This window comes from Billgrantia kenyensis, assembly GCF_013697085.1.
Classification (GTDB): Bacteria; Pseudomonadota; Gammaproteobacteria; order Pseudomonadales; family Halomonadaceae; genus Halomonas; species Halomonas kenyensis.
In genome coordinates, this window is record NZ_JACEFT010000017.1 from 76,480 (window position 1) to 92,831 (window position 16,352).

Annotated in this window: 8 protein-coding genes and 4 tRNA genes; 3 read left to right on the forward strand and 9 right to left on the reverse strand. The window is 66.2% G+C overall.

The window, feature by feature from the left end:
• Positions 1-9: 9 nt before the first annotated feature.
• From H1D44_RS13625 to H1D44_RS13635, 3 genes are read right to left on the reverse strand one after another with little or no spacing between them, the layout of a single operon-like run.
• Complete coding sequence (locus tag H1D44_RS13625) at positions 10-1,428, reverse strand: hypothetical protein (RefSeq protein WP_181515403.1); 1,419 nt, start codon at positions 1,426-1,428, stop codon at positions 10-12.
• Positions 1,425-3,845: a hypothetical protein gene (locus H1D44_RS13630; RefSeq protein ID WP_181515404.1), complete on the reverse strand. Its 2,421-nt coding sequence runs from the start codon at positions 3,843-3,845 to the stop codon at positions 1,425-1,427. Before H1D44_RS13630 ends, H1D44_RS13625 begins: the two co-directional genes overlap by 4 nt.
• On the reverse strand, positions 3,835-9,300 hold the full coding sequence (locus tag H1D44_RS13635) for a vWA domain-containing protein (RefSeq protein ID WP_181515405.1): 5,466 nt from the start codon (positions 9,298-9,300) through the stop codon (positions 3,835-3,837). The genes H1D44_RS13630 and H1D44_RS13635 overlap by 11 nt, the downstream gene beginning before the upstream one ends.
• Before the next feature lie 312 nt (positions 9,301-9,612).
• Between H1D44_RS13635 and H1D44_RS13640 the strand changes: the two genes are divergently transcribed.
• From H1D44_RS13640 to H1D44_RS13650, 3 genes are read left to right on the forward strand one after another with little or no spacing between them, the layout of a single operon-like run.
• The gene (locus H1D44_RS13640; protein WP_220128090.1) at positions 9,613-10,119 is read left to right on the forward strand and encodes a putative pterin-binding protein; all 507 of its coding nucleotides are present in this window, start codon (positions 9,613-9,615) and stop codon (positions 10,117-10,119) included.
• Positions 10,119-11,882 (forward strand): sensor histidine kinase, encoded by a 1,764-nt coding sequence (locus H1D44_RS13645; protein WP_181515406.1) that lies wholly within the window; start codon positions 10,119-10,121, stop codon positions 11,880-11,882. Before H1D44_RS13640 ends, H1D44_RS13645 begins: the two co-directional genes overlap by 1 nt.
• Positions 11,879-12,958 carry a response regulator gene (locus H1D44_RS13650; RefSeq protein ID WP_181515407.1) on the forward strand — a complete coding sequence of 360 codons (1,080 nt, stop codon included), beginning with the start codon at positions 11,879-11,881 and terminating at the stop codon, positions 12,956-12,958. The genes H1D44_RS13645 and H1D44_RS13650 overlap by 4 nt, the downstream gene beginning before the upstream one ends.
• Here H1D44_RS13650 and H1D44_RS13655 read toward each other — a convergent pair whose 3' ends face one another.
• The 6 genes from H1D44_RS13655 to H1D44_RS13680 all read right to left on the reverse strand — a co-directional run bounded on the left by H1D44_RS13655 (position 12,959) and on the right by H1D44_RS13680 (position 16,345).
• On the reverse strand, positions 12,959-14,968 hold the full coding sequence (locus tag H1D44_RS13655; RefSeq protein WP_181515408.1) for an FAD-dependent oxidoreductase: 2,010 nt from the start codon (positions 14,966-14,968) through the stop codon (positions 12,959-12,961).
• A 186-nt stretch (positions 14,969-15,154) separates the two neighbouring features.
• Positions 15,155-15,231: transfer RNA gene (locus tag H1D44_RS13660), tRNA-Asp, on the reverse strand.
• A 3-nt stretch (positions 15,232-15,234) separates the two neighbouring features.
• Positions 15,235-15,311, reverse strand: a tRNA-Val gene (locus H1D44_RS13665).
• Between the two features lie 37 nt (positions 15,312-15,348).
• Positions 15,349-15,425, reverse strand: a tRNA-Asp gene (locus H1D44_RS13670).
• 55 nt (positions 15,426-15,480) lie between these two features.
• Positions 15,481-15,556, reverse strand: a tRNA-Val gene (locus H1D44_RS13675).
• Between the two features lie 138 nt (positions 15,557-15,694).
• Positions 15,695-16,345, reverse strand: a complete 651-nt coding sequence (locus tag H1D44_RS13680) for an alpha/beta family hydrolase (RefSeq protein WP_338073468.1) — start codon at positions 16,343-16,345, stop codon at positions 15,695-15,697.
• Between the last annotated feature and the right edge of the window lie 7 nt (positions 16,346-16,352).

Genomic DNA, 16,352 nt, shown 5'->3' on the forward strand with positions numbered 1-16,352 from the left:
CGTATCGGCTCAATGTGGGACTCGAAGCGCAAGTGACTCGGTAGCCGACACACCGCCGTACTCGATTTCCAGCTCATCAGACGGCGCCTGGAGGCGATAGAGCAGCGTGAAGTGGCGCGGTTCGTCGTCGGCGGGCAGCCAGAAAGGCTCCTCCAGAGGGGCGGGGCCTCGCTGGAAAACGCCAACCAGCTCGCCTCCCGGCTCCTGCAGCCGGAACCGGTCGGCAACGGCCATCATGCCGCCCACCCCGCTGAGGTTGCTCATAGAGGCCTCGATCAGTACCAGCTGTCCTTGCTCCTCGGCATGAGCAGCGAAGGCATCGACGGGCTCCAGCGAATGAAACGTGACGCGGATCGGGTCGTCTTCGATCACGGCCACCGGCTCGTCATCGACAGGGATCGACTTACCCTCCTGCAGCGAAAAGCGCAGCGCCGGGCGGATCTCGGTGGAAATCTCGGTAGCACGAAACTGAGGCATGTAGGCCACCAGATCGATCTGCCCGGCATCCTCGGGTATCGCGAACACGGCACGTCCCCCTGTCCAGGCATCCGGCAGCAGCGCCGGATCGTCTTCGAGACTGCTCAGCCGCGAGTCACGTACATACGCATGTCGGCCATCCACGACCACCTGCAGCAGGCCGGGGGCTTCGATATATTCCATGACCCGCCGCAGCGAGCCCTTTTCATCCAGCTCTGCCGCGACATCCAGCGCCCGGGCGTCCACGGGGGTATGCCACTCCCCTTGGCCACGCAGGTCCACCACCAGCCACTGCATGCCTTCGGCTGCTCGTCGGCCCAGCCACTCTTGGTGAAGGCCCACCTCGTGCACCCCCAGGGCGAGCAGGTCATGGCCGTCGACACTCCGTGCCGCCTGGCGCAGGGCCTGGGGTTGCGTGATCTCGCCCAATAGCGGCACTGCCAGGGGGCCATACTGGTCGTGGTAGTAATGCAGCGAAAGCTGTGACAGCGACTTCTCTGGCACCACAAAGGCAATCTCGCCATGGCGCTGGGCACCGGCACGCGATAGCACGAACTGCCCTTCAAGGCCCGTGTCCTTCACCAGGGTCGGGCGCACCACCAGGCGATCATCCACCCGCAGGTAGAGCTGCCGCTCTATGGAAGCCACGAGCAAGGCTTCCTGGTAGCCGAGGCCGAATACCAGGTCGCTGGGCATCCAATTCTCGAAGCGAACTCCCAGCGTCAGCCAGCGTCGGCCCGGTGGCGGTGTCCGACCGTTCAACTCTTCAGCGAAATCAATCGAGGTGACATGCAGGGTAAGGGCACGATTGCATCCCGATGTCGGCAGCCCTTCGGCCACGGCCTGCTGACACGGCGCCTGAGACGGATGCGTATCCGCGCCGGCGAGAGCGGAGAAGCCGATCAGCAGCGTCAGCCAGGCAGCGAGAACACGATTCGGTCCGACGCTCATTGGCACCTCCCCCACGAGTCTACGATGAACTCGGCTCCGGCTCCGGCGACATCCCCGGCCGCCTTGCTGATACCCGCGGAGTTGAGACGGTCGAAGGTGCCGCCGGAAATCAGGTCCCGGCCGATGATGATGTTGATGTCGTGGGCCTCAGCGAGTCCGCCAAGGCCGTAGCTGACGGCACGGCCGATCATTTCCTGGGCCGCGGCATCCTGGGTACAGCACAGTGGGTCGCTCGAGGTGAACAGGCAGTCCCAGATGCTCTGCACCATGCCCACCGCGCCCATGGCGCTATCGCCGGCGCTGATCAATACCAGGATGGCTTCGACGTACTGGCCGCGGCGGTCCGGCCCGTAGCCCAGCAGATCGCCCGTTGCCGGATCAAGTTGCCACCAGACGGGCTCTTCACCGGCGTCCAGGACTGCCGGCATGGCGAGAGCGTGCTCCTGCTCCAGCAGGGCCTTGAAATGTGCCTGAAGGTCGGCATTCGGCTGCCAGCCCAGCGCCTCGAGCTCCCCCTGACGTCGGATAACCTGCCAGTCACGCTCCGCCGCCAGGCCATGCAGGAAGGCCCGGGCGGTGTTGCCCAAGGCCACGGTCGGTTCCACCGCGAGCTCGGCCTCCAGCAGCGTGTCCAGCGCCCCCTGGGCCAATCGGGTCTCGGCCACCGCCTCGCCCGAGGGCACGGCGATACGGTTGTCGAGGATGTCGAACCCTTCACGTCGCCGGTACTCTCCCGCCCTGAACTCCATCAGCTCGACATAGCCCAGCAGGTTGAGGCGGGTCAGCGCGACACGCTCCGGGTAAGGGCTGTAGGCCAAGCGCATCGCTGCCAGTTGATCCAGGGCATGGCGCCGCGTGCTACGCGACTCCAGCGCCTTGCCGACAAAACTGTCGTCGCCATGCGCGGCGAGATAGGCCCCAGCCATAGCGGTCTGCCGGTTCTCCATCAACCCTTCGTAATGCCATGCGGCCAGCTGTGCGGGTGGCACCCAGGCAACCTGGCCCAATACACCCAAGGTGCTGAGCAGTTCGACGGCTCGCTGCTGGCGCAGCTCTTCATCGACCTCAAAGGCCGCGACGTCGCCAGTTCGTCTTCCGGGACCCAGCAGGTCCATCAGCGGCCGCTCAATGGACTCTTTCTCTCGCCCGGGAGCCTCGACATGGAAGCGCACCACCACCGCAGTGAGTTCGGCGGGAGCCGCCGCCTCCCGCTCACGCGCCCCACGCCCGATGCCCTCAAGGGCACCGGTGGCTTCGCGAAAAGCGGCACCCGTGGCCGTTTCCTGGCCCGGCACTTCGACACTGCCATCGGCATTGATCAGCTTGTGACGCTCCAGGCTGTCTCCCATGCGCAGATAGGGTACCCACTGCTGTTGGCCAAACATCGCTTGCGGCAGCGTGTCGATCTCGAGGCTGCCGTCGAGCAGTTCTTGAGGCGATGGCAGCTCAACGGGATAGAGCTCCAGATGCATCTGCTGGCCCAGCAGTTCGGCAGCCGGAATGCGGTGAGACAAGGCCACCGCCTCGTTCAGACGACCGTCCTGGAGCTGCTCGGCGACCACCTCAACGGTCAGCCAGTGGCGAGCGTCGTCCGGAATCTCCTCCGGGTAAACCGGCTCGGCCTCGCCATCGGCGACCAGGCGCTCACGCGCGGCGTGATCGGGCAGCGCCGGATCGAAGTCCGACCAGCCGTCGGCGGTGCGCAACTGAACCCACCAGTGATCGGTCAAGGCGGGCTCCATGTCTTGGCGACCGGCAGCCTGCAGGGTGTCATCCAGCATGGCCAGCAAGGCCTGCGCTTGGTGCTGGCTCTCATCCAGCAGCCGCGACTGTCGCGCCTCGGCCGCCTCTCGCTGCGCCAGCAGCGCCTCGGCCATGTCATCGGGATCGCTTTCGAGACGCTCGGCCAGTGCCTCGATAGCGGCGTCCGAGAGGTCCATCTCGCTGGGGCCATCCGGCCGCCTGGCCACCGGCATATCGGCCCAGGCCGACTGGAGGCGTTCGAGGCCATCCTCGGTCAACGTGGTCCGGGCCAGGCGCACGGTATGACCGGCCTCCTCCATCAGCGCCGCCAGCAGCAGTGCCCGGTCCAGGCTGGAGCCCATGCGATCCTGCATGACGCCCTCGGCCCCGCGCAGCTCGCCGGCATAGGGCAGCCAGCGGGTCTCGTCACGCACCCAGGCAAACAGCGCATCGGGTTCGCTGCCCTGCGCCTGCTGGGCGGCAGTCACCCGCAGCGCCTCCCAGGGCAACTCGGCGTAGGCATCGCGCGCCGCGCGGTCGAGGTTCAGGACACGCTGTTCGAAATAGCGCTGATGGGCCTCGCTCATGCCGGGGGAGCCGGGGCACATCATGCCGGCCGATACCGACGACGCCAGCAATAAAGTGATGCTCAACAGGCCCAGCTTAATCTTCACGGCCCACCTCCAGTGTCTTGTCCTGATTGGCCCCGAGGTTGAAGCCTCTGCGTTGTTCACCGTCCTGAGTCTCCACCACCAGCTCGTAGTCGCCGACCTCGAGCTCGACGGGCTCGTCACCCACCCGCCCCTGGGCGACGACATCGCCTTCACTGTCGAGCACCCGCCAGGTCGCGGCCAGCGCCTGGGACAGGCCCGCGACCAGCTGCTCGCCGTCCTGGCTGTCGAAGTATTCGCCGCCGCCCTGGGCCGCGAAGCGCTCGAACTCGGCCTGCAGGCCGATCTCGTCGATATGGAAGCCGACGATGTTGAGGCGCACGTCCAGCCCCTCCTCGATCAGCTCGTCCACCGCCGCGGCCACGTCGCCGTCGCAGGTCTCCTCGCCGTCGGTGAGCATCACCACCAGCCGCGGCTGATCCTCGAAGCCGGCCAGGTCGTCGCGCACCGCCTCGATGGAGGCCGCCAGCGGCGTACGCGCCAGGTTGATCGCCTGAATGCCCGCGACCACCTCACGCACCTCGTCGTGATTGCCGGCGCGGGGCGAGACCAGCAGCTCGGTCTCGCAGCTGTGGGGCTCGGTGTGGCCGTAGGCGCGCAGGGCCACCGGCACGTCCTCGGGGATGCGCTCGTCGAGGGTCTGCTGGACGATGCGCCGGGCCACCTCGATGCGCCGGCCGCCCTCCATCTGGCGCAGCATGGAGCCGGAGGCATCGAAGATCAGGTGGACCACGCCGCCGGCCACCGCCGGCTGCTCCGGGTCGGCGCTGACCACCTGCAGGCTGCCGGGCTCGGGGGGCGACTGGTAGCGCGACTCGGCCTCGATGAAGAAGGTGGTACCCTGGCGCAGCTCGCGCATGCCGGTCTCGAAGGCGCGAATCAGATCATCGCGGTCGGTGGCGTAGGTATAGCGGCCGCCGCCGACGTTGGCCCAGCTCTTCATCAGGTTCTGGTACCAGCGGGTCTCGTCGCTCGGCCGCTCCTGGTTATGGGAGATCTCCAGCGCCAGAATGCGCGGCTGCACCCGGGCCAGGTCCCTCCACACGGACATCTCGCGGGACATCAGCTCGGCATCGGTGATCAGCACGATGATCGGCTCCAGCTCAAGCCGCTCCAGGGCTCGCGATGCCAGCTGCAGGGCGGGCTCGGAGTTGGAGCTGCGAAAGCCGCCTTCGTAGCCAGCCAGGGTACGGCGCAGCCTGACGGGGTCATCCGTCCAGTCGTGCATCAGCATGGGCCCGCCCAGGGGCATCAGGTTGGCCACCTCCTGCTCGGGGTCCAGGCCGTCGGCGAAGCGGCTGACCGCACGCAGGATCGACGGCTGGTGGTGGTTGAGGCTGCCGCTGGCATCCCACAGGAAGGCGATGGCACGCTTGGGCTCGGTGACGTCGAGGCGATAGTCGCCGGGGGCGATGTCGATGGCCACCCCCTCGCGCCAGCCGCCGGCATGGCGAGTCCAGTCCAGCGCCACCGGCTCCCCGTCGGGTCCTTCGAGACGGCTCTCGAGTCGGCCGTAAAGGCCCTCACGCAGTCGCACGGCCAGGGTGTTCTCCCCCTCGGCGACCTGCAGGCGATAGCTGCGGGTGTCGTTTGGCTCATGCACGCGCGCGCTGATGCGCGCCTCGAGCACCCATGGGTCGTCCGGGCTGCTGGTGGCATCCTCTACCTCGGCGGGCAGGTCCGGCTCGGCCAGCGCATGCTCGAAGGGGCCGGTCTGCTCATCCTGGCCCCAGTAGCCGAGGATCGACTCGCCGCGGCCCAGGGGCTCTGCCTCGAAGGCCGAGAGCCGGACCGGGCGCCGCCAGCGCGGGCTGCGCTCATCCTCGACATCGGGCTCGAGAATCTCCAGGCGCAGGTAGCGCGCCCACACTGGCGCATCGAGGGTCAGCTCGGCGCGCAGGTCGTCGTCGCGCTCCAGACGCCAGTCGGCCTGTCGCTCCCAGGGGCCCACCGGGCTCTCGGTAGCGGTGTAGACTCGCACCCTGTCGACCGTCAGGCCCTCCCAGTCGTCATCGTCCTGCCAGGCCAGCCGCTCGAGCCGGGCTGCCCGCTGCTGGTGGAAGCCGAATACCAGGCTGGCCGGGCTGCCGTCGTGACGGATGCCGCGGCGCATCCGGCGCTCTCTGGGAAGGTGCTGCGATCGGGCCGCCAGGGTGAACTCATGCAGCTTGCGATGCTCCGGCTCGCTGTAGATCCAGTGACCCCCGCGGCTGCCCGCCAGTAGATCGGGATGCGCTTCGGCCAGCGCCGCCGAGGGTTCGCCGAGAACACGCAGCTGGCCGATGCCGCTATCCGACCGGCGCGACAGCTGCCCCCAGAAACGCAGCGGGCGAACGCCCATATAGCGTGCTTCTACCGGTGTTTCCAGCGGGAAGATCTGCTCCCCGTCGGTGGCCTCCAGCGGCAGCACGGTCAGAGTCTCCAGGGCATCCGGTGAATCGCCCACGCTGATCTCGACCTCGCGCCAGCGCTCCACCGGAGCGTGGCCCGAGCGTTGGTTGATCACCAGGGCGTGAATCTCGCCGCCCTCGCCGGCCAGCTGCAGCGGCGGCAGCGCCTCGCCCGGCTCGCCCTGGAACATCAAGTAGCTGCCGGCCGAACTCAGGCCGTCGATCAGATACCCGAGACCGTCCACCAGGCGCTGGTACTCCTGCTCCAGGGGCTCGCCGCTGTCCGGGTCGACGAAGCGTGCCCCCAGCCCGGCCCAGGCCAGATCGGCCCGGCCCAGCAGCGCCTCTCTTGCGGCGTCATCCACCGCCGTGCCGCCTCCGCTCGTTTCCTCGGGGCTCAGCCGAGCCTCGGCGACCTCGGCACCGACGCGCACGAACAGCGCCACCGGTTGGTCGTCGGCAAGCCCCGGCGGCAGGGACCAGGTCAGGGTCAGCTCACGCTGCTCGCCGGGAGCGAGGGACAGGGTCTCCTCGAGCCCCTCGACGCGCCAGCCGGCATGGCTGGCGTGGGCCGCCAGGGGAATCTCATGGGCCTGTGCACCGCCATTCTCGAGGGTGAGCCGGGTGTCGACCGCCTGCGAGCGGCCATTCCAGGCGGCAACGGTCTGCTCCGATGCCTCCAAGGTCGCCTCGACGTCCGTCTGCCAGGCCTGCTCCCGGGCGTGGCGCTCGGCGAGCAGGATGTCGTCCACCTCCAACTCGATGTCGCCGAGCCGCCCGGAAGTGGTGCGCAGGTACCAGGGCCCCCCGGCCGGTACCTCGACGCGCTCCACTTCCGACCGGCGACGCTCGCTCTCCACCGCCTCGCGCTCCAGGGCATCACCGTTCTCATCGACGATCTCGAAAGGCGCCCGCGCCAGCCGGTTGGCGCCCAGGCGCGTCACGGTGACCGACCGCGGCGCCTCTCCCTCGGGCAGGCGAAACCACTGGTAATCCTGCCCCAGCTCGCTATGAGCCAGGCTCAGCATTCCATCGCTGGGGAAGGGGGCCGCATGGGCCTGGGTCACGCTCATGGCATGGCCCGGCACCTCGCCCCATGGTGAGACCAGGTCATAGCTCACTGCATAGGTTCCGGCAGGGCTGCGGTCGTTCATGGCCAGGTAGTACTCACCGGCCGGCAGCCGGCCGGTGAGTACCAGCGCTTCGTCGTCCCTGTCGAGACTGCCGGCCCGGGCAATCTGGTCCTCGCCCCAGTAGAGGGTCGGGCGGATGCTGCCCTCGTCGGGCGGCGTGATCTCGATGCGCACGCCGTTCTCCCCGGGCAGGTAGAAGCGATACCAGTCTACCCGTGAGGGGTGATGCAGATTGCCGCGCAGGGATTCACCGGCCTGGAGCTCGTTGGCGAGTCCGGGTTCGTGGTTGGGCTCGCGCTCCCAGCCCCGTCGATCAGTGTCGTGGGTCTCGGCCACCAGCCGGTAGTCGGTGTCTTCCCCATCGATCTGGACAATGTACTGCCCGGCAGCCAGCTGCAGGTTGTCGACCCCGACACCCTCGAGCTCGCCGAGTCCCGCGGTCACCCCACCGGCCAGGTAGTGGCGTCCGCCCTCGCTGGCACGATAGACCCTGAGCTCGTCGATGCCCTCGCCGACGGCCTGGATGCGCCAGCTGTCGCTGGAATCGGCGACATGGAGCTGGAAGTAGGCGCGGCGCTCGCCAAGCATGCTGCCGGTCAGGGGTATGCCATCGCCCAGAGGCATGGCCCAGTCGCGATGATCCACCGGCTCCACTACCTCGCCGTCGGCCGGCGGCGCGTCCGGTGCCAGGTTCACCCGCAGGGTATCGGGGTCGGGGCGTCGGTCGGCCAGCGAGACCGCCAGATAGTAGTCGCCGGGAGGTGGCTGCAGGCGCACGAAGCGTACCTCGCCCTCGCCTTCCCGACAGGCCTCCTGCTCGGTGATCAGATCGCCCAGGCAGGCCTCCAGCGTCTCCCCGCCAAGCCCTTCGGCCTGGAGCGTCCAGGCCCGGTCGATGAGCCGCTCGGCCGGCAGTGGAATACGGAAATACATGCGCTCGCCGGGCAGCAGCTCGGCCTCGAAGGCCTCTTCCGGCACCAGGGGGTGGGCCTCGGCCAGGGAGCCAGCCACCACTTCCGGTTCCGGGTCGGGCATGGGTCCCGCTTGCTCTAAACGCAGCATGACCCGGCCGATGGCCTGGCCTTCGGGATGGCGAATCTCCACCTGGCTGCCCTCGGGCAGCGCCTGGGCATCCCAGCGTTGGGCCAGGGCAAGGCCGCTTGCCTCTTCGGCTAGCGCAGCTCCCTCGGCATCGACCAGGCGAATGGCAAGTTCCGTGTCGAGCTCGCCCCAGGCCGCCAGGCGCCACAGCCACTCGTCAGCCTCGTCGAGCTCCAGCGGCAGCGACCAGTGATCGGTGTCGAGCTGGAAGACCCAGTCGCGCCCCGGTGCCGCCATCAGCGCATCAGGCGATGTCTCGCTGTCGGCACGACCATGCAGGGCCACCTCGCCGACGGGCTCCAGTGTCAGCTGGTACTCGCCGGAGAGCCCGGACAGGGTAATCAGGTAGTCACCATGGGAAACCAGCAGCGGTTCCCGGCCCTGCACCGGGCGCTGGGGAGGGGACTCCAGAACGACCAGCGCCTGCGGCTCTGCCGACGCCTCGGCCTCCGGTGTGCTCTCCTGCGCCTCACCGAAGGCCGCCACGCCTGCTGCCGGCTCATCGGCCGCTGCGGCGGGAGGCAGCGCAAGCGTGGCCGTCAGCGGCGCCTCGCCCTGCATCTGCAGCCGCATACGCCACAGTTGATCCGCCTCGGCATCATCCACTGCCCACAGGTACTTGTCGACGTCGCCTTCGGCCAGCTCGCCCACCAGCCGGGCAGCGCCGCGAAAGCGCTGGGCATGCTCGAGCGTATCGTTCGGCGGCTGGGAAAAGACCATGCGTGGGTAGGCATTGGCTGACTGAGACAAGCTGGCCGCACCTGCCAACAGGGCCAGGCTCAGTGCGCCGGACCATTTCAAGGCCGACGCAACTCGTGTTCCTGCGATTCGCATTGGACGCTCCCCGCCGCTGACGCTTCCTTTTTCTTATCCAGGGTTGTAGTTGTATGGCTCAGCCTAATTCATCAGAAACCTGACGACCCCGTTCAATCGAACGGGGTCGTTCTACCTGGCCTCCATCCGGCTCTGATCAGCGGCCACGATTCGCATTGAAGGCTCACCGCCACTACTGTTTCACTATGTAATCAACGGTACTGGTTGCCACACTCAGCCTAAAACAGCACGAATCCGATGCCCCCGTTCAATCGAACGGGGACAGCTACCGCGGTCGTCCGGAAGATGGCATGCCTTCAAGGAGCCAGCCCTATGACAGCAATGACTCGCCTGAGCATCGTCTTTCTCTTGCTCTTCTCCTGCTCCGTTGCGTTAGGCGATAGCCTCCCGCCGCCCCAGGGGCCGGTGATCCTGAGCATCAGCGGGGAGATCAAGCGCACCAATGTGGGCGATGAAGCCCATTTCGATCGTACTCTGCTGGCCGAACTGCCTCGCCATCGTCTCGATACCTCAACGGTCGTTACCGATGGCATCAACCGGTTCGAGGGCTACCTGATGCGGGACCTGCTGGCTCAGGTCGAGGCACGCGGGGAGAGCACGGTCGCCCTGGCGCTCAACGACTATCGGGTCGACATTCCCCTGACCGATTTCCACGACTATGACGTGCTGTTGGCCGACACCATGGACGGAGAGACATTGACGCCGCGCGACAAGGGGCCGCTGTGGATCGTCTATCCCCGCGACGAGCACCGTGAGCTCCAGGATATCCGCTACGACTATCGCTGGGTCTGGCAGCTGGAACGACTCGAGGTTCGTTGATGTCTCGCCTGCGCCGGCTACCCGCTCACTTCGCGCCGCTGCTGGTGATCGTTGCCTTTGCGACCTTCCTGGCGTTCTCGCTGGTCCGCCTGTTCCAGGTGGAACAGGACATGCGCGAGAACGTCGACGAGAACATGCTGTGGGTGATCACCCAGGCCCAAGTCGCCAGCCACCGCCTCGATGAAGCGGTCAACCGCCTCGCCCGCGGCGACGAGACGGCAAACCCGGGATTGCGCTTCGACAACTTCGTGAGCCGGCTCGAGCTGATTGCCCAGGGGCCACAGCAGCGCTATCTGGCCGACCTGGGGTTCAGCGACGCCATCCAGGAAGCGCTGCTTGGAATGCAAGCCATCGAGGCAATGCTGGTGGATATGGCTCCGGGTGATCTCACCCTCGCCGACCAGGTGCATGACGAGCTCGCTCCGCTGCTGCTGAAATTCAATCATATGGCCAATGCGGTCATGATCGAGGAGTGGGAAAACACGGGACTACGTCTGGACAAGCATCGTGAAAGCCTGCTGCAGGCGATCGCCTCCATCGTCGGCATTCTATTGAGCGGTGTGGTGATGGTCGGTCTGCTGCTACGCACGCTGAGCCAGAACACCGCCGCCAAGCGCGCCCTGGCAAATCACCGTGTCGAACTGGAGCGCCAGATCGAGCATCGCACCTGCGACCTCGAGGCCGAGCGCGCTCGCCTGGCTGCAGCCATCGACACGGCCCCGGACGGCTTTGCCGCCTTCGATGCCGAGGGCAAGCTGACACTGACCAACCCGCAACTGGTCGAGCTGCTGCCCTATGCGGCCGGCCCAGCCCATGACCAGCCGCTGGCCGCCGTGCTGGATACGATCCGCTCCCAGGCGGGCATGGATACGGCACGTGAAGCCACTGCGACCGGGACGGAGGGAAACTCCTTGCAGTGTGACATGGAGATTCCTGGTCAGGGCTGGCGACAATTGACACTGCGAACCACCTGGGACGGCGGACATGTGCTGAGGGTCGCAGATGTCACGCGCTACAAGCAGGCGGCACTCTCGCTGGAGGAGGCGTTGCAGCGCGAACAGGGCGTCAGCGACTTCTACCGCAGCTTTGCCGCCACCGTCTCGCACCAGTTCCGCACGCCGCTGGCGGTGATCGACTCGGGACTGCAGCGGCTGCAGCGCCGCGGCGATAACATGCAGCATGAGGAGCGCCACCAGCGCTACGTGCGCCTGCGCGACGCGGTAGCCCACATGACGCGACTGGTGGAAAGCGCACTGACTGTCGCCCGCATCGACGGTAACCAGGTCAGCCATCGGCCCGATAACTTCGATCTGGTCGCGATCGTCAGCCATACCTGCCAACTGCAGGAAGAAGCGGCGGGAAGCCAGCGTATTTTTGTGCAGCACGATGCCCCAAGCCCCCTGCGAGTTCGCTGCGACCGCGCCCTGGTGGAACAGATCCTCGCCAACCTGCTTTCCAACGCCCTGAAGTATTCACCACCCGGCTCGCCGGTCACGGTTCGGCTTTCCAGCGAGGATGGAATGGCCCTGTGCAGCGTGTCCGACCAGGGCATGGGTATCGCTCCCAACGATCTGCCCCATCTATTCGATCGCTTCTTCCGCTCACGGCGCGCCGCCACGGTCCCCGGCATAGGGCTTGGCCTCAATATCGCACGTTACCTGGCACGGATTCAGCGTGGCGATATCACCGTGAACTCCCGTGAAGGCGTGGGAGCCACCTTCTGTCTCACCCTGCCGCTGGATAACCGAGGTACCCTGCCATGACCGACATTGCATCCAATGCCATGCCGGCCCTGATTCTCTGCGCCGAGGATCATCACGAACTGCGCCGCGACATATGCGAGGAACTGCGTGAGGCCGGCTATGCCGTGGTCGAGGCGGCGGACGGGGAGGAGTGCCTGGAGCAAATCCGAGCCGTCTCTCCTGACCTGATCCTGTGCGATATCAACATGCCCAGCCGCAACGGGTACGAGATCCTGCAGGAGATCCGCAGCAAGCGCCCCGACCTGGCCGATACCCCGATCGTCTTCCTCACCGCACTCTGCGAACCCAGCGACATCGTCGACGGCAAGCGCTCCGGCGCCGACGACTATCTGGTCAAGCCGGTAGACTTCGACCTGATGCTCGCCACCATCGACGCCCGGCTGCGCCAGGTGGAGCGCATGCGCCTCAAGGCCAGGACCGAGATTTCCGAGCTACGCCAGGCCATGACCGACCTGCGACAGGAAGCCAGCAGCCAGGCTTTCATCGCTGCCACGCGCGCCCTCGACCTGGTCGCCCCCGGTATCATCCTGCTCAATCGAGAAGGCCAGATGCTGTTTGCCAACCGTACGGCAAGGCAGCTGGCAAGCGAGACCGAGGGGCTTGAACTGGAAAGGCCACGCCCTGCTGGCGCTGCGATCACCAGCCCGGCCTTGCGCAAGGCCATCCGCGAAACGCTAGGGCACAGCCAGGCGGGAGGGGACAGCGTCAACTGCCTTCGCCTGGCGCGCTCCAGGCAACAACGCGACCTGCTGGTACTCGCCTGCTCGCTGGCTCAGGAGAGCGCCAGCCTGACCCAGGAGCCAGCCGCGGTCATCCTGCTTTCCGACCCTGAACGGCGTCCACAGGTACCCTGTCAGGTGCTCGCCAGCCTGTTCGGCCTCACGCCGACGGAAGCGCGTATCGCCCTGGCCCTGGCCGAGGGGCTGCGCAGTGAGGAGATCGCCGAGCGCATGTCGGTCTCACCCACCACGGTAGCCTTTCATCTACGCAACCTGTTTCAGAAGACCGACACGCATCGTCAGGCGGAACTGATTGCCCTGGTGCTGTCTGGCTCCATGTCAGTGACGCTGGACTGACTACAAGCCAGCCGCCACCCGAGTACCCTGCTCGATGGCGCGCTTGGCATCGAGTTCGGCGGCTTCGTCGGCGCCACCGATCAGGTGCACTGCCACGCCGGCGGATTTGAGCGGCTCGAGCAGCTCGCGCACTGGATCCTGGCCGGCACAGATCACCACGCTATCAACCTGGAGCAGGCGCGGCTCCTCGTTGTGACGGATGTGCAGGCCCTCATCGTCGATGCCGACATACTCGCAGCTGGCCAGTGCCTCGACCCCGCGATGACGCAGTGACAATCGGTGCACCCAGCCGGTGGACTTGCCCAGCCCCTTGCCGGGCTTGGAGTGCTTTCGCTGCAGGAGATAGACCTCACGCGGCGTATCCGGGAGCTCCGGCGGGCGAATGCCGCCACGCTCGGAGACGCTCAGATCCACCCCCCATTCGGCACACCAGGCCTCGCGATCCAGCGCGGGATGCCCCACGTGAGTGAGCAGTTCGGCCACGTCGAAGCCGATACCCCCGGCGCCGATGATCGCCACGCGCCGGCCGACCCGCTCGGGATGCTGGATGGCCATGGGATAGCTTATCACCTTGGGATGCTCGATCCCCGGCATCTCGAGGCGGCGCGGACGCACCCCGGTGGCCAGGATCACGGCAGAGAAGCCACGCAGGGTCTGCACATCGGGCTCACTGCCAAGTTTCACCTCGACGCCGTGCTTGTCGAGCATCACCTGGAAATAGCGCAGCGTCTCGTCGAACTCCTCCTTGCCAGGGATCTTGCGCGCCAGGTTGAACTGGCCGCCCAGCTCGTCGTTGCGCTCGAAAAGCACGACTCGGTGGCCCCGCCGCGCTGCGGTGAGCGCCGCTGCCAGTCCCGCCGGCCCGCCGCCGACCACGGCGACATCTCGCACAGTCTCGGCCGGCTCGATCACCAGCTCGGTTTCATGACACGCCTGTGGGTTGACCAGGCAGGAGGTCAACTTGCCCTGAAAGGTATGGTCGAGGCACGCTTGGTTGCAGGCGATGCAGGTATTGATCTCAGCGTCCCTCCCCTCGGCCGCCTTGCGCACCCAGGCCGGGTCGGCGAGGAAGGGGCGGGCCATGGAGACCATGTCGGCGTGCCCCTCGGCCAGCACCCGCTCGGCCACCTCGGGCATGTTGATACGGTTGGTGGTGATCAGCGGAATGCTGAGCTCGTCCTTCATGCGCCGGGTCACCTCGGTGAAGGCCGCCCGTGGCACGCTGGTCACGATGGTAGGCACACGTGCCTCATGCCAACCGATACCGGTGTTGATCAGGCTGGCGCCTGCCGTCTCGATAGCGCGCCCCAGGGTCACGACTTCTTCCCAGGTACTGCCCTCCTCCACCAGGTCGATCATCGACAGACGGAAAATGATCAGGAAATCCTTGCCCACCGTCTGGCGGATGCGCGACACGATCTCGATGGCAAAGCGCATGCGATTCTCGAGCGACCCACCCCAGCGATCGTCGCGCTGATTGGTGCGCAGGCACAGAAACTGGTTGATCAGGTAACCTTCGGAGCCCATCACCTCGACGCCGTCGTAACCGGCTTCTCGGGCCAGGGTCGCGCAGCGCACGTAGTCCTCGATCTGGCGCTCCACCTCATCGTCTGTGAGCTCACGTGGCACGAAAGGGTTGATCGGTGCCTGGATCGACGATGGTGCCACCAGCTCCGGGGAATAGGCGTAACGTCCCGCATGCAAAATCTGCATGCAGATGCGTCCCCCCTCGGCATGAACCGCTTCGACCACACCACGATGCTCCACCACCTGTTCATCACGCTCCAGCGAAGCGGCACCTTGAAAGACCGCCCCTTCCGGATTGGGCGCGATGCCGCCGGTAACGATCAGCGCCACGCCCTCACGCGCACGCTCGGCATAGAAGGCCGCCAGGCGGGCGAAGCCGTTAGGCGCTTCCTCGAGGTTGGTATGCATGGAGCCCATCAAGACGCGATTGGGCAGCGTCAGGTGGCCTACCTCGAGCGGGCGGAACAGGTGAGGGTAGCGCACGCGAACTCCTCCTTGGGGTCAAGTCACGGTTGTTTTCAAACAACTGTATGATAGCCAGGCTCTCGGCGCAAAGAAAACAGCCTGCCACCCGACATCGGCGACCATGCCCCATCGAACAGGGACAGCGCGGTGGGAGTATAGACAATACGAAAAACCCCGAGCCGAGGCTCGGGGTTTGAAATCGGATGGCGGACCGGACGGGACTCGAACCCGCGACCTCCGGCGTGACAGGCCGGCATTCTAACCAACTGAACTACCGGTCCGCGTGGTGGGTGATACCGGACTCGAACCAGTGACCCCCAGCATGTGAGGCTGGTGCTCTAACCAACTGAGCTAATCACCCACGGAATCGCATCTGCGAAGGCATTGCCAGGGCATCGTGGCGGACCGGACGGGACTCGAACCCGCGACCTCCGGCGTGACAGGCCGGCATTCTAACCAACTGAACTACCGGTCCGCTGCTTGCTTCCTACGTGATCACACACCCGCAATCGCTTGTCGCTCGAAAGCGGTGGTGGGTGGTACAGGGTTCGAACCTGTGACCCCCAGCTTGTAAGGCTGGTGCTCTCCCAGCTGAGCTAACCACCCCTGGTCACGTGGCGCTGAATTCTACAGGGATCCGCCTGCTTGTCAATGCCTTTGCACCGCTAACGACCTGACACATGTATCGTCTGACGCCCGACAACAAGCCGGTCATGGCTGCAGCCCGCGCCACGCTTGCCTCTATCACTTCGACTCGCAGTGCGCAGCCATGAAACCCGCCATCGCCGCCGCCCCCTCCTCGATCAACTCAGCCTGTGTCCGCCCGGACTTTCGCCTCGGCTTCCAGTCGTGATCTCCTTCCTCCAGCCAATGCAACTTTACGCACTGAGGCAAGGCATAGTCTGCGACTTCCTCTCGAGTGCCGAACGGATCCCGCGTGCCCTGCACTACCAGGGTGGGGCACGTCAGGTCAGGCCAGTGTGCCAACCTCAGCCTGTCGGGTCTTGCCGGCGGATGGAAGGGATAGCCGCACAGCAACAGACCGGCAGCCTGGCCACGCGCCGCAAGCAGGCTCGCGGCACGCCCACCCATGGACTTGCCGCCGAGCCAGAGGGTACCTCCCCGAGGATGTGTCAGAATGTCGCACCACTGGGACAATTCTTCTACCAGGCGATCGATCGGTGGCGGCGGAATTCGCTTCGCTTCACGTTGCATGCGCTGCATGTAGGCGAAGTCCATGGCCAGGGTCTGAACCCCCTCACGGGCCAGCGCATCGCGCAGTTGATTCATGTAAAGGGACTGCTGGCCAGCCCCCGCACCGTGGGCAATCAGGACTCGACCTACTGCCCCCGTCCCTCTGACTTCGAGCGGGCCGTGCCCTTCCACGAGCCACACACCGGGC

Bases quoted from the DNA above. Each gene is read 5' to 3' on its own strand.
- H1D44_RS13645 (WP_181515406.1), top strand. From the start codon at position 10,119: ATGTCTCGCCTGCGCCGGCTACCCGCTCACTTCGCGCCGCTGCTGGTG.
- H1D44_RS13625 (WP_181515403.1), bottom strand. From the start codon at position 1,428: ATGAGCGTCGGACCGAATCGTGTTCTCGCTGCCTGGCTGACGCTGCTG.
- H1D44_RS13635 (WP_181515405.1), bottom strand. From the start codon at position 9,300: ATGCGAATCGCAGGAACACGAGTTGCGTCGGCCTTGAAATGGTCCGGC.
- H1D44_RS13640 (WP_220128090.1), top strand. From the start codon at position 9,613: ATGACAGCAATGACTCGCCTGAGCATCGTCTTTCTCTTGCTCTTCTCC.
- H1D44_RS13650 (WP_181515407.1), top strand. From the start codon at position 11,879: ATGACCGACATTGCATCCAATGCCATGCCGGCCCTGATTCTCTGCGCC.